Annotated in this window: 12 protein-coding genes; 5 read left to right on the top strand and 7 right to left on the bottom strand. The window is 67.5% G+C overall.

All coding sequences use genetic code 11. From position 1 onward, the window contains the following. Positions 1–10: 10 nt before the first annotated feature. Together BN118_RS01155 and BN118_RS01150 are read right to left on the bottom strand one after the other, a co-directional pair. Positions 11–1,372: an aromatic ring-hydroxylating dioxygenase subunit alpha gene (locus tag BN118_RS01155; RefSeq protein ID WP_014905423.1), complete on the bottom strand. Its 1,362-nt coding sequence runs from the start codon at positions 1,370–1,372 to the stop codon at positions 11–13. A 227-nt stretch (positions 1,373–1,599) separates the two neighbouring features. Beyond that, positions 1,600–1,833 (bottom strand): hypothetical protein, encoded by a 234-nt coding sequence (locus BN118_RS01150; protein ID WP_003820674.1) that lies wholly within the window; start codon positions 1,831–1,833, stop codon positions 1,600–1,602. Positions 1,834–2,137: 304 nt separating this feature from the next. Between BN118_RS01150 and BN118_RS01145 the strand changes: the two genes are divergently transcribed. From BN118_RS01145 to BN118_RS01130, 4 genes are all read left to right on the top strand, one after another. Then, positions 2,138–3,106, top strand: a complete 969-nt coding sequence (locus BN118_RS01145; RefSeq protein WP_003814748.1) for an NUDIX hydrolase — start codon at positions 2,138–2,140, stop codon at positions 3,104–3,106. Between the two features lie 101 nt (positions 3,107–3,207). Continuing rightward, positions 3,208–4,113 (top strand): carboxylating nicotinate-nucleotide diphosphorylase, encoded by a 906-nt coding sequence (gene nadC / locus BN118_RS01140; protein WP_003814746.1) that lies wholly within the window; start codon positions 3,208–3,210, stop codon positions 4,111–4,113. 98 nt (positions 4,114–4,211) lie between these two features. Continuing rightward, the gene (locus BN118_RS01135) at positions 4,212–5,162 is read left to right on the top strand and encodes an IS481-like element IS481 family transposase (RefSeq protein WP_014905422.1); all 951 of its coding nucleotides are present in this window, start codon (positions 4,212–4,214) and stop codon (positions 5,160–5,162) included. A gap of 95 nt (positions 5,163–5,257) precedes the next feature. After that, the gene (locus BN118_RS01130; protein ID WP_023994844.1) at positions 5,258–6,229 is read left to right on the top strand and encodes a tripartite tricarboxylate transporter substrate binding protein; all 972 of its coding nucleotides are present in this window, start codon (positions 5,258–5,260) and stop codon (positions 6,227–6,229) included. 4 nt (positions 6,230–6,233) lie between these two features. Here the strand turns inward: BN118_RS01130 and BN118_RS01125 are convergent, their stop codons facing one another. Next, entirely contained in the window at positions 6,234–6,914 is a 681-nt protein-coding gene (locus tag BN118_RS01125; RefSeq protein WP_003814743.1) for a tellurite resistance TerB family protein, read from the bottom strand. Between the two features lie 137 nt (positions 6,915–7,051). Here BN118_RS01125 and BN118_RS01120 point away from each other — a divergent pair, with 137 nt between their 5' ends. Beyond that, entirely contained in the window at positions 7,052–7,444 is a 393-nt protein-coding gene (locus tag BN118_RS01120; RefSeq protein ID WP_003814742.1) for an OsmC family protein, read from the top strand. Between the two features lie 107 nt (positions 7,445–7,551). On the opposite strand, the gene BN118_RS01115 is transcribed toward BN118_RS01120, so the two are convergent. The 4 genes from BN118_RS01115 to gloB form a co-directional block, all read right to left on the bottom strand. Further along, a complete protein-coding gene (locus tag BN118_RS01115) occupies positions 7,552–8,568 on the bottom strand; it encodes an IS110-like element IS1663 family transposase (RefSeq protein WP_014905421.1) in 1,017 nt (338 codons plus the stop codon). Positions 8,569–8,807: 239 nt separating this feature from the next. Then, positions 8,808–9,593 (bottom strand): enoyl-ACP reductase FabI, encoded by a 786-nt coding sequence (gene fabI / locus BN118_RS01110; RefSeq protein WP_003814739.1) that lies wholly within the window; start codon positions 9,591–9,593, stop codon positions 8,808–8,810. Between the two features lie 94 nt (positions 9,594–9,687). Continuing rightward, positions 9,688–11,097 carry a transglycosylase SLT domain-containing protein gene (locus BN118_RS01105; RefSeq protein WP_010931356.1) on the bottom strand — a complete coding sequence of 470 codons (1,410 nt, stop codon included), beginning with the start codon at positions 11,095–11,097 and terminating at the stop codon, positions 9,688–9,690. Positions 11,098–11,107: 10 nt separating this feature from the next. After that, complete coding sequence (gene gloB / locus BN118_RS01100; RefSeq protein WP_010927090.1) at positions 11,108–11,908, bottom strand: hydroxyacylglutathione hydrolase; 801 nt, start codon at positions 11,906–11,908, stop codon at positions 11,108–11,110. Positions 11,909–11,916 lie beyond the last annotated feature (8 nt).

Here is an 11,916-nt window from a genome sequence, read left to right as displayed (position 1 = left end):
CGGCCGGCCCTCATTCGGAGGTGGCGGTGCTGGCCTGTTCGGCGGCGTAGGCGCGGATGCGTTCGCGCACCTGTTCCGGGCGATCGGCCTGTTCGTGGTGGTCGCCCTTGACGACGATGGCGGTGATGGCCTTGCCGATCTCGCGCACGCAGGCCGCGTCGTCGGTGTCGGCGGGCGGGATGCTGACCACCGTGTCGTGGGCGTAGGTGGGCGTGGCGCCGTTGGCGCGCAGCGGCGAGATGGCGGGCGCCTCGCCGTTGGCGATCTTGCGCGACTCGCGCCGCAGCAGCTGCCGCAGCATGGCCACGCCGCGGTCGCAGCGGGTGAGGTTTTCCATCGCGTGCACGGCGATCGGGCGCTGCGAAATCTGCGCGTCGTAATCGCCCGGCATGCGCTGGCGGTCGGCGTAGGGCCGCTCGCCGTTCTGGCCGAAGAAATCTACCGTCTCCACGCCGCACAGGCTTTCGTCGGCCAGGCCGCGCGGGTCGGCATCCGGGTGCATATGGCGCCAGCCTATGATGCGGCAGGTGTGGTCGTCGATCGGCGTGGTCCAGCGCGTGATCGCCACGCGGGCGAATTCCTTGGGCGTCAGCCCGTCTTCCCAGATGTGGCCGACCTGCGCCAGGTTGGGCAGCACGATGTCGTTGGAGCGCACCCACACCTTGTCTTCCCAGCGGCGCGACGTGACGTAGATCATGCTGGTGGGCGTGGGCACGAAGTCCATTTCGGGCAGCTCGCCCCAGGCCTCGGCGAATTGCGTGAAGCTGATGCGCGTATGCAGGAACACGGCGTGCGCCGGGTCCATCACGTTTTCGTGGACCTGCAGCCAGTTGCACGGGTACGTAATACAGTAGGGCACCAGGCGGTCGCCGGGGATGTCGTACGTGTCGTAGACCGGGAACTCGGGCTTGTCCGCCGGCGGGCCGAAATACCCGAAGATGATGCCCCGGTACTCATGCAGCGGATACGCGCCGTGGCAGACATTGAAGCGCAGCTGCGAGTCGGGCGGGTCTCCCGGGGTTTCGAGGATCTGCCCGTCCACGCCGAACAGCCAGCCGTGGTAGCAGCAGCGCAGGCCGTTTTCCTCGCAGATGCCGAACTCCAGCGACGTGCCGCGGTGGCTGCAGTGCTTTTCGAGCAGGCCGGGCTTGCCGTTGCGAGCGCGAAACAGCACCAGGTTTTCGCCGAACATGCGCACCGCCGTGGGCAGTTCGCCCAGTTCCTCGGATAGCGCCACGGGCTGCCAGAAGCGCCGCAGGTACTCGCCCATCGGCGAGCCTTTTTCGACACGGGTCAGGTCGGCGTTCTCGGCCGGCGTCTTGTCCCGTTCATATGCGGAATACGGTTTGACGAGTACGATTTTCTTTTCCATGTTTCGCGCCATAGGAAGGTTGCAGGAACATGGAATGCACTCTAGGAAAAAAGCGCGGCGCGCGAAAATAATTAAAACGAACCAACCAGATCCGTTTTTTTAAAGCAGCACGAAAAGGGGGATTGCGCGCCGGATATTGGTGCGCAGCAGCACCGCCGCGGTGCCCCGGGGATGGCCGGTCGCCGGCGCGCGCGCACGGCGGCGCCGCATCCAGCCACGAATTTGCGTCAGCGTTGCGGGTTGCTCAAGTGCGAGGTGTCGAGCACATCGTCTTCGGGCGTAATGACGCCGGGATCGCCGGGTTCGGCAATGGCCCGGCCGCGCCGGGGCATGCCGGCCACCTGGGGGGCTTCCTCGGGCATGGGCATGACGTCCGTGCCCTTGCGCGCGTTCACCGGACGGTGTGGCCAGGATTGCGCGTGCGGGTCTGCGGGTTGGGAATCGCGTGCGGTCTTGGTCATGATGGCTGCTCCAGAAACAGGTGCGTCATCGAGTCATGCGGGCTGTATCGGGTGCCTGTCCCCGCTGAGACAGATACCGTCTTGGCCGTCAACCGGTCATGGCGTAGAGCGGTGTGCCTGTCCCAGTGGGGACAGGCACCCGGTTCCTGCGGGGACAGGCGCCGCGAGGAGCCGAGCCGGTTCTGCATACATCCCATCTTAGGCCGGCGCGCCCGCCCGTATCCAAGCGTTTTGCAAGCGGCTGTTGCAGCTTGTGCCGCCTATAATCGGGGCGCGACGCTTCCGGTCGCCCGCCGCCTGCGCCGTGGCGGCGCCACGCCTCCCGTATCCCATTCCCATCGCCTTGACCGACGCACTCGACAGATCCGTTTCCGCCGAATTGGTAGCCGTCCTGGTGGCGGTGACGCAAGGAGAGCCGCGCGTGCTCACCACCGAGGACGCCCGCGCGCTGCCGGCCGGCCCGTTCGAACTGGCGCACCGTTCGCTGCAGGCCGGCCTGCGCGCCTGGGTGGAGACCCAGACGCATCACCCGCTGGGCTATGTCGAACAGCTTTACACCTTTGCCGACAGCGACCGTTCCAACGAGGCCGGAGCGCGCGTCATTTCGGTCAGCTACCTGGGCCTGACGCGCGAGGCCGGCGCCACCGGCGTGGCGCAGGTGGGCTGGCAGCACTGGTATCGCTACTTTCCATGGGAAGACTGGCGCGCCGGCCGGCCGGCCATCATCGCCGACGAGATCGCGCCCCGCCTGCTGGCCTGGGCCGGGGCGGGCGCCGACGCCGCGGCCCGGGCGCAGCGCCGCCAGCGCGTCGCCCTGACCTTCGGGCTGGATGGCGCGGGCTGGAACGAGGACATGGTCCTGCAGCGCTACGAGCTGCTGTTCGAGGCCGGGCTGGTGCCCGAGTCGCGCCACCCGGACGCCTCGGGCCTGCCGGTGGCGGGGCAGTCGATGCGGCACGACCATCGCCGCATCCTGGCCACCGGCATTGCGCGCCTGCGCGCCAAGATCAAGTACCGGCCGGTGGTGTTCGAACTGATGCCGCCCGAATTCACGCTGCTGCAGCTGCAGATGGCCGTCGAGGCCCTGGCCGGCCGCGGCCTGCACAAGCAGAACTTCCGCCGCCTCATCGAACAGCAGGAACTGGTCGAGGAAACCGGCGGCATGGCCAGCGGCGCGGCGGGGCGCCCGGCCAAGCTGTTCCGGTTCCGCCGCGACGTGCTGCTCGAGCGCGCCATCGCCGGCAGCAAACTGCCGCTGGCGCGGCAATTCTAGGCGGCGGGGGGGCGAAAAATGCTTGACAGCGCTTTATACTCAGGAATAGCATAATTAAACACAGCCCCTGTGGCCATTTTTTTGACCCTTAAATACTCATTATGAGCATAAATATCGGGCAGGCGGCCCCTCTCGCCATCGACGCCGCGCCGACGCTCCGTACGGCGCCCGCTCCCTTGCCGCAGGTCATGCTCGAGCCGCTGGTGCGCGCGGCGCTGCTGGAGGACCTGGGCCGTGCCGGCGACATCACGACCGACGCCATCGTGCCGGCGCAGGCGCGCGCGCAGACCCGCCTGGTGGCGCGCCAGGCCGGGGTGCTGGCGGGGCTGGACCTGGCGCGCCTGGCGTTTCGCCTGGTCGACCCGGAAATCGAATTCCATGCCTTGCTGCCCGACGGCGCGCAGTTGCAGCCCGGCGCCGAGATCGCGCTGATCCGCGGCCCGGCGCGCGGCATGCTGACGGCCGAGCGCACGGCCCTGAATTTTCTCTGCCACCTCAGCGGCGTGGCCTCGGCCACCGCGTCCATCGTGGCGGCCATCGGCGCCGGCCATACCAAGGTGACCTGCACCCGCAAGACCATGCCGGGCCTGCGCGCGGTGCAGAAATACGCCGTGCGCGTGGGCGGCGGCAGCAACCACCGCTACGGGCTGGACGATGCCGTGCTGATCAAGGACAACCACGTGGCGATCGCTGGCGGCATCGACGCCGCCGTGCAGCGCGCGCGGGCGGCCATCGGCCACATGGTCAAGATCGAGGTCGAGGTCGACACGCTGGAGCAATTGCGCGTCGCGCTGCGCCTGGGCGTGGATGTGGTCCTGCTGGACAACATGGACCTGGACACCTTGCGCGAAGCGGTGGCGCTGGTCGACGGGCGCGCGGTCACCGAGGCATCGGGCCGCATCACGCCCGAGACCGCGCCGGCGGTGGCCGCCACCGGGGTGGACCTGATGGCGATCGGCTGGCTGACCCATAGCGCCCGGGTGCTGGATATCGGCCTGGACAGCTAGCTGTGAAGATTCAATAGGTTGTATGCATGGTTCATCCGAACCGGATTTGAGAAACTGGAAATCGCCGATCCCCCAGTTCACTCAAGGAGCCCGGCCGGATGAACACCCATAAGCATGCCCGATTGACCTTCCTACGTCGACTCGAAATGGTCCAGCAATTGATCGCCCATCAAGTTTGTGTGCCTGAAGCGGCCCGCGCCTATGGGGTCACCGCGCCGACTGTGCGCAAATGGCTGGGCCGCTTCCTGGCTCAGGGCCAGGCGGGCTTGGCCGATGCGTCCTCGCGCCCGACGGTCTCGCCCCGAGCGATTGCGCCGGCCAAGGCGCTGGCTATCGTGGAGCTGCGCCGCAAGCGGCTGACCCAAGCGCGCATCGCCCAGGCGCTGGGCGTGTCAGCCAGCACCGTCAGCCGCGTCCTGGCCCGCGCCGGTCTGTCGCACCTGGCCGACCTGGAGCCGGCCGAGCCGGTGGTGCGCTACGAGCATCAGGCCCCCGGCGATCTGCTGCACATCGACATCAAGAAGCTGGGACGTATCCAGCGCCCTGGCCACCGGGTCACGGGCAACCGACGCGATACCGTTGAGGGGGCCGGCTGGGACTTCGTCTTCGTGGCCATCGATGACCACGCCCGCGTGGCCTTCACCGACATCCACCCCGACGAGCGCTTCCCCAGCGCCGTCCAGTTCCTCAAGGACGCAGTGGCCTACTACCAGCGCCTGGGCGTGACCATCCAGCGCTTGCTCACCGACAATGGCTCGGCCTTTCGCAGCCGCGCCTTCGCCGCGCTGTGCCATGAGCTGGGCATCAAGCACCGCTTTACCCGACCTTACCGCCCACAGACCAATGGCAAGGCCGAACGCTTCATCCAGTCGGCCTTGCGTGAGTGGGCTTACGCTCACACCTACCAGAACTCCCAACACCGAGCCGATGCCATGAAATCCTGGCTACACCACTACAACTGGCATCGACCCCACCAAGGCATCGGGCGCGCTGTACCCATCTCCAGACTCAACCTGGACGAATACAACCTATTGACAGTTCGCAGCTAGCCAGTTCCCGGGGCCGCGGCCCTTTCCTGTTCCGTTTTCTCAACCACGGCGCCCCGCCATGCGGGGCGTTGCGACCCGTTGCACCCATGACGACCATGAAATCACAAGTCTCGATCCTGTTGGCCGGCTGCCTGCTCGGCGCCGGCGCGGCCGCGGCGCAAGCGCCGGCCACCTATCCCGACCACGCCATCACCATTGTCGTGACCTTCCCGCCCGGCGGTGGCACCGACCTGCTGGCCCGCAAGCTGGGCGCCGCCATGCAGCAGCGGCTGGGCCAGCCGGTGGTGGTGGAAAACCGTCCGGGCGCCAGCGGCAATATCGGCGCGCGCGCCGTGGCCGAGGCGCGGCCCGACGGCTATACGCTGCTGATGGTCAACAGCTCGTTCGCCGTCAACCCCGGGGTGTTCCGCAACCTGGATTTCTCGCCCACGCGCGATTTCACGGCGGTGATCAACGTCGCATATGTGCCCTCGGTGATCGTGACCGCCGAGCCGGCCGGCGATGCCGGCCTGCCGGAGCGGCTGCGCCAGGCGGACACGCAGAGCCGCACGCTGGCGTTCGCCTCGTGCGGCAACGGCACGCCGCAGCACCTGGCCGGCGAAATGCTGCGCCAGGCCAGCGGCGCCTGGTTGCAGCACGTGCCGTATCGAGGTTGCGGCCCGGCGCTGACGGACGTGCTGTCGCGGCAGGTGCCGCTGGGCATCGTGACCGCGTCCAGCGCGGCGCCGTTCATTCATGCGGGCAAGTTGCGCGCGCTGGCGGTGACCTCGGCGCAGCGCTCGCCGCTGCTGCCGGACGTGCCCACCGTGGCCGAGCAGGGCGCGCCGGGCTATGAGCTGGACCAGTGGCATGGCCTGCTGGCGCCGGCCGGCACGCCGCCGGCGGTGATCCAGCGCCTGTACGAGGCGCTGTCGGCCATCGTGGCCGAACCCGCCATGCGCCGGGAGCTCGAATCGCTGGGCTTCAACCCGGTCAGCGAAGGCCCGGAACGCTTCGAGGCGCTGGTGCAGGCCGACATCGCCCGCTTCGCCGCCTTGACGGCGCGCATGGGGCTGCGCGCCGACTGAAGGCTCAGGCCGCGGCCGGTACCTGCGCCTCGAGCTGCTGCTTGAGTTCGGCGGGCAGCTTGAGCTGGCGCGCCAGCTCGTCCAGGTAGGCGCGCTCCATGAAGCTCTGCTCGTCGGCCACCAGCAGGCTGGCCAGGTACATTTCGGCCCCCATTTCCGGCGTGCGCGCCTGCTGGGCGATGACGGCCGGGTCGAGCGGGCGGGCCAGTTCGGCCTCCAGCCAGGCACGGTCGCCGGCGTCGCCGGACAGCTTGGCCAGTTCGGTTTCGAGCAACTGGCGCTCGTCGGGGCCGATGTGGCCGTCGGCCTTGGCCGCGCCTATCATGGCCACCAGCACGGCGTTGCTGTGCTGCTCGGCCTGGGCGGGCGGCAGGCGGTCCAGGGTCTGCGGCGCCGGGGCAGCCGCGCCGCCGGCCTGGTTGCGCTGGTACTGGTCGTAGGCGCGATAGGCCAGTGCGCCCAGCGCCGCCATGCCGCCGTACATGGCGACCTTGCCGCCGATCTTGCGGGCCTTCTTGCTGCCCAGCAGCAGGCCCAGGGCGCCCGCGCCCAGCGCGCCGCCGCCCAGGCCGGCCAGGAACGTACCCTTGCCGCCCTGGGTGGCCTGCTGCGCTTGCGCGCCGGCGCCCTGCATCAGGCTCTGGCCGGACTGCAACAACTGATCGAGTAATTGACGGGCGCTCAATGTGGACTCCTGTGTCTTGCGTGGAATTACCGTCTGACTGGCGGTCTGCCAAATAGTTCAGCCGGTTGTCAGGCGGCGCCCATGGTACAAAACCTGGACGCGCAGCCAGCGGGGCCGCGCCTGAACGGAGACATCCCATGACGATCCAAGTGCGCGCCAACACCCCCGGCGGACTGCAGTACACCGCCACCGCCGAAGGCCACGAACTGCCGCTGGCCATGCCGCAACCGCAGGGCGAAGGGCCGGACCCGCACGACTATTTCGACACCGCGCTGGGCGGCTGCAAGGCGTTGACGCTGATGGTGTACGCCCAGCGCAAGGGACTGCCGCTGCAAGCGGTGGACGTGGATGTGGTGCGCGACGCCAGCGAAGAGCGCAAGGGCATCTACCGCCTGACCGCCAAGCTGAAACTGCATGGCGACCTGGACGACGCGCAGATCGACGAACTGCTCAAGGTGGCCGACAAGTGCCCCCTGCACAAACTCATGACCGCCACCGACATCCAGGTGTCGACGATCGTGGTGGAGTAGGGGGGACAGATACCGTCTTGGCCGTCAAGCGTCGATGGCGTACAGCAGTGTGCCTGTCCCGGCGGGGACAGGCACCCTCCCTGCGGGGACAGATACCGTCTTGGCAGTCAACCATTCATGGCGTAATTGGGCTGGTAGGGGATGCGGTTTTTGAGGACCCCGAAGCACAGATGCACCAGTTTTCTCATGGCCGCGCCCAGCGCGGCCTTTTTGCTTTTTCCTGCTTTGAGCAGGCGCTGGTAAAGGGCGCGGATGTGGGGGTTGTGGCGGGTCCCAACCAGGGCCGCCATGTATAACGTGGCGCGCACCTGGGAGGGGCCGGCTTTGGACAGGCGTGCGCAGCTGTTCAGACTGCTGCCGGATTGGCGCTGCACAGGGACCACCCCGAGATAGGCGGCCAGGCTCTGGGCGGAGTCGATATGCCGATTGTGCATGACGGCCAGGATGGCGTTGCCGGCCTGAGGCCCGATGGCGGGGATGGAGTTCAGCAGCTCGCAGTCTTGCTTGAGGTCGGGGTGGTTGTCGATGTGCTGATCGATCGCCCGCTCGATTTGTTTGATCTGTTCGCGCAAGAACGCGATGGCCTTGTCGATGGAACCATCGACCAAGGGCGCCGAGGGGCTGAACTGGCTCTTCTCTTTGCGATTGAGCTCACGCAACAGATCCTTGCTCAGCGCCTCGCGTCGCGTCAACAAGGCGCGCAGTTGACGCGCATGCAAGGGCGCCGGGTGCCACAGCGCCGGGCTCAGCGTCTGTCCATAGCGAGCCAGCACGTAGCTGTCGAGCGCATCATTTTTGGAGCGCAGCGCCAAGGCCTTGGCAAAGTCCCGGGCCTGGGCGGGATTGACCAAAGAGACCCGGACCTGGGGCAGCGCCGTGGCCGCTTGCTCGTGATACAGACCCGTAGGCTCCAGGATGGCGTGCAACTGCGCCGGCTGTGCGCCGTGTTTGGCGCACCACGCCAGCAGGGCTTGTACGCCCGCGGCGGTGTTGACCACCACCTTAGTCTTATGCTTGTCAGCCTCAGCCGTCAGCAACGTGCAATCCAGCTTGGCCTTTGATACATCAATACCTATGAAAACATGGACTTGGCCTCCTGCAGATAACAAACTGCTGTCAGCCACTGCGCCCACTTGCCTTGTACATACAGGGTCCTCGCCCTACGATACCGTCCAGTGTCTCGCCGGCCCAGCAGTGCGCTGCCGAGCCGCTATCTGTCCCACAAAGTCCTCGCTTTGGGCACCAACTCGCGGTCATCGGCGCGCGGTGGTGATAGCTAATCACCACCGGAGGAAAGATACAAGGCACCGGAGGTCGGATTTGGCCGGTGCCAGTCCCCCTACGGGGACAGGCACCGGAGGGATCAGTTTTCCATTCCCGGGACGACGGTCGAGAAGCCGGCGTCGACGTGGGTGATTTCGCCGGTGATGCCGGCGGCGAGGTCGGACAGCATGAAGGCGGCGACGTTGCCGACGTCTTCGATGGTGACGTTGCGGCGCAGCGGGGCGTTGGCTTCGACGAACTTCAGGATCGACGAGAAGTCCTTGATGCCGCTGGCGGCCAGCGTCTTGATGGGGCCGGCCGAGATGGCGTTGGCGCGGATGCCGCGCGGGCCGAGGGCGGTGGCCAGGTAGCGCACGCTGGCTTCCAGCGAGGCCTTGGCCAGGCCCATGGTGTTGTAGTTGGCGACCACGCGCTCGGAGCCCAGGTAGCTCAGGGTCAGGACCGAGCCCTTGCGGCCTTCCATCAGCGGCAGCGCCGCCTTGGCCATGGCTGGGAAGCTGTAGGCCGAGATATCGTGCGCGATACGAAAGTTCTCGCGCGACAGGCCGTCGAGGAAGTCGCCGGCGATCGCTTCGCGCGGCGCGAAGCCGATGGCGTGCACCAGGCCGTCCAGGCCGTCCCAGCGCTTGCCCAGTTCGGCGAAGGCGGCGTCGATCTGGCTGTCCTCGGCCACGTCGCAGGGCAGCACGATGTCGCTGCCGAACGAGGCGGCGAATTCGGTGATGCGTTCCTTGAAGCGGTCGCCCACGTAGGTGAACGCCAGGTCGGCGCCCTGGTCGCGGCAGGCGCGCGCGATGCCGTAGGCGATGGATCGGTTGGAAAGCACCCCGGTCATGAGGATGCGCTTGCCGGCGAGAAAGCCCATGTTGATGTCCTTTGATTGCCTTGCGGAAAGGCCGCTATTGTAGGAATTTTAGCGGCTTGGCGGACGGGCGCCGGCGCGGGGCCGGCGCGCCTGGTCAGCCGCGCGTGCCGGTGCCCGGGATGCGCAATTGCGAGCCCAGCTTCAGGTTGTTGCCCTTGAGGTTGTTCAGGGCGCGCAGCGCACCGACCGAGGTGCCGTATTTGCGCGCCAGGCCGAACAGGGTGTCGCCCGAGCTGACCTTGTGGGTGCGCACGTTGGGGCGCGCGCTGGCCACGCGCGCCGGCGCCTTGCCGCGCGGCGCCGCAGCGGCGCGCGGTTCGCCCACGTTGTCCAGCGCGCCCACCGGCGGCGACAGCGACGCCAGCTGGATATTGGCGGCGCCGTCTCCGCTGGGCACGCCCGGGATCAGCAGCGCCTGGTCGGCGGCCACCTTCCGTTTCGAGCCGATGTCGTTGCTGGCGCGCAGCTTGGCCTCGCTGATGCCGAAGCGCTTGGCGATGGCGGCATAGCTTTCGCCGCGGCGCGTATGGTAGACCTTCCAGGAACTGAGGTCGCCCTTGTAGTTCTGCAGGTTGGCGTTGAAGCGGTCGGCCCGGTCGGCCGGCAGCAGCAGGGTGGGGGCATGCTCGCCGCGGATCAGGGGACGGTTGAACGCGGGGTTGAGCGCCTTGAATTCGTCCAGCGGCATTTCGGCCAGCCTGGCCGCCAGCTCGATGTCGATGTCGCGGTTCTTCTGCACCGCGACGAAATACGGGGTGTTCTCGACCGGCGGCAATACCACCGCGAACTTGCGCGGGTTGGCGATGATGTTCTTGATGGCCTGCAGCTTGGGCACGTAGTTGCGGGTCTCGTCGGGCATGTTCAGCGACAGGTAGTCGGTGCTCAGGCCGGCCGCCTCGTTCTTGGCCATGGCGCGTTGCACCGAGCCCTCGCCCCAGTTGTACGAGGCCAGCGCCAGGTACCAGTCGCCCTGCATCTCGAACAGCTTTTCCAGGTAGTCGAGCGCGGCGTAGGTCGAGGCGATCGGGTCGCGGCGCTCGTCGCGCCACCAGTCCTGCTTGAGGTTGAAATGCTGGCCGGTGGTGGGAATGAACTGCCACAGGCCCGAGGCTTGCGAGCGCGACAGGGCGGTGGGGTTGTAGGCGCTTTCGACGAAGGGCAGCAGCGCCAGCTCGGTGGGCAGGCCGCGGCGGTTGATTTCGTCGACGATGAAGTACAGGTACTTGCCGGCCCGCTCGGCCATGCGCTGCACCGACTCGGGGTGCGACGCGTAGTAGTCGGTCCACTCCTGGGCCAGGTCGGTGTTCAGGTTGGGGATGGCGAAGCCGCGGCGGATGCGGTCCCAGGCGTCGCTGGGGGGGCTGGTGAGATCGACGGTGCGGGAGGTGTCTTGGGCGATGTAGCGGTTGCTGGAGGGACCGGCGGCCTGGTTCTGTTTTGCGGTGCCGGCGCAGCCGGCAAGTACGGCGAGGAACAGGGGTAGCAGGAGGCGGAGAAATCTCATGGGCGGTGGATCACTTGAAATTGTTCTTCCATTGGCGCAAAGCCGCAAAGACTTCCACGGGCGTTGCCAGGGAACGTCCGGACCAGACAGCAGCAGCGTGAGCAACGGCGGCATGCGGTGTGCGCAGGAAAGGATTGGTCTCGCGCTCCTGGCCGATCGTCGACGGCAAGGTGGGCGTCCCTTCGTTGCGCAGCTCCTGGGCCCGCTGGTACCACTGTTGCAGGGTGCGGTTGGCGGGTTCGACCGCCAGCGCCCAGCGCAAGTTCGCTAGAGTGTACTCGTGCGCACAGCAAACCTGTGTATCTGCCGGTAAGGCAGATAATTTCTCCAATGAATCAAGCATTTGCGCCGGGGTTCCCTCGAACAGCCGGCCACAGCCGCCGGCAAACAGGGTGTCGCCACAGAAAAGCACGCGCTCGACGCCGGCCGCGCGGCCGGTGTAGGCGATGTGGCCGGCCGTGTGGCCGGGCACGTCCAGGACCTCCAGCGCCAGCGCCAGTTCGGGCAGCGTCACGCGGTCGCCCTCGGCCAGCCGCACGTCGCAGTGCGGCAGGGTTTCGCCGGCCGGGCCGTACACCGTCGCGCCGGTGGCCTGCACCAATTCTAGCACGCCGCCCACGTGGTCGGGGTGATGATGCGTGAGTAGAATGGCGCGCAGCGTGGCGCCGGTTGCGCGCAGCCAGCGCAGCACCGGCGCGGCGTCGCCGGGATCGACCACGGCGGCCTGGCCCTCATGGGCCAGGGCCCAGATATAGTTATCGGAAAAGGCCGGCAAGGGCACGACGGCGGACAGGGGGGGCGCGGTTTGCATATTGGAAA

The sequence above is a fragment of the Bordetella pertussis 18323 genome (assembly GCF_000306945.1).
GTDB classification, from domain to species: Bacteria; Pseudomonadota; Gammaproteobacteria; order Burkholderiales; family Burkholderiaceae_B; genus Bordetella; species Bordetella pertussis.
Note: the sequence above shows the minus strand (reverse complement) of the source record. Positions and strands in the feature narration are given on the sequence as shown.

Bases quoted from the DNA above. Each gene is read 5' to 3' on its own strand.
- BN118_RS01155 (WP_014905423.1), bottom strand. From the start codon at position 1,372: ATGGAAAAGAAAATCGTACTCGTCAAACCGTATTCCGCATATGAACGG.
- nadC (WP_003814746.1), top strand. From the start codon at position 3,208: ATGAGCATAAATATCGGGCAGGCGGCCCCTCTCGCCATCGACGCCGCG.
- fabI (WP_003814739.1), bottom strand. From the start codon at position 9,593: ATGGGCTTTCTCGCCGGCAAGCGCATCCTCATGACCGGGGTGCTTTCC.
- BN118_RS01135 (WP_014905422.1), top strand. From the start codon at position 4,212: ATGAACACCCATAAGCATGCCCGATTGACCTTCCTACGTCGACTCGAA.
- BN118_RS01130 (WP_023994844.1), top strand. From the start codon at position 5,258: ATGAAATCACAAGTCTCGATCCTGTTGGCCGGCTGCCTGCTCGGCGCC.
- BN118_RS01150 (WP_003820674.1), bottom strand. From the start codon at position 1,833: ATGACCAAGACCGCACGCGATTCCCAACCCGCAGACCCGCACGCGCAA.
- BN118_RS01105 (WP_010931356.1), bottom strand. From the start codon at position 11,097: ATGAGATTTCTCCGCCTCCTGCTACCCCTGTTCCTCGCCGTACTTGCC.
- gloB (WP_010927090.1), bottom strand. From the start codon at position 11,908: ATGCAAACCGCGCCCCCCCTGTCCGCCGTCGTGCCCTTGCCGGCCTTT.
- BN118_RS01120 (WP_003814742.1), top strand. From the start codon at position 7,052: ATGACGATCCAAGTGCGCGCCAACACCCCCGGCGGACTGCAGTACACC.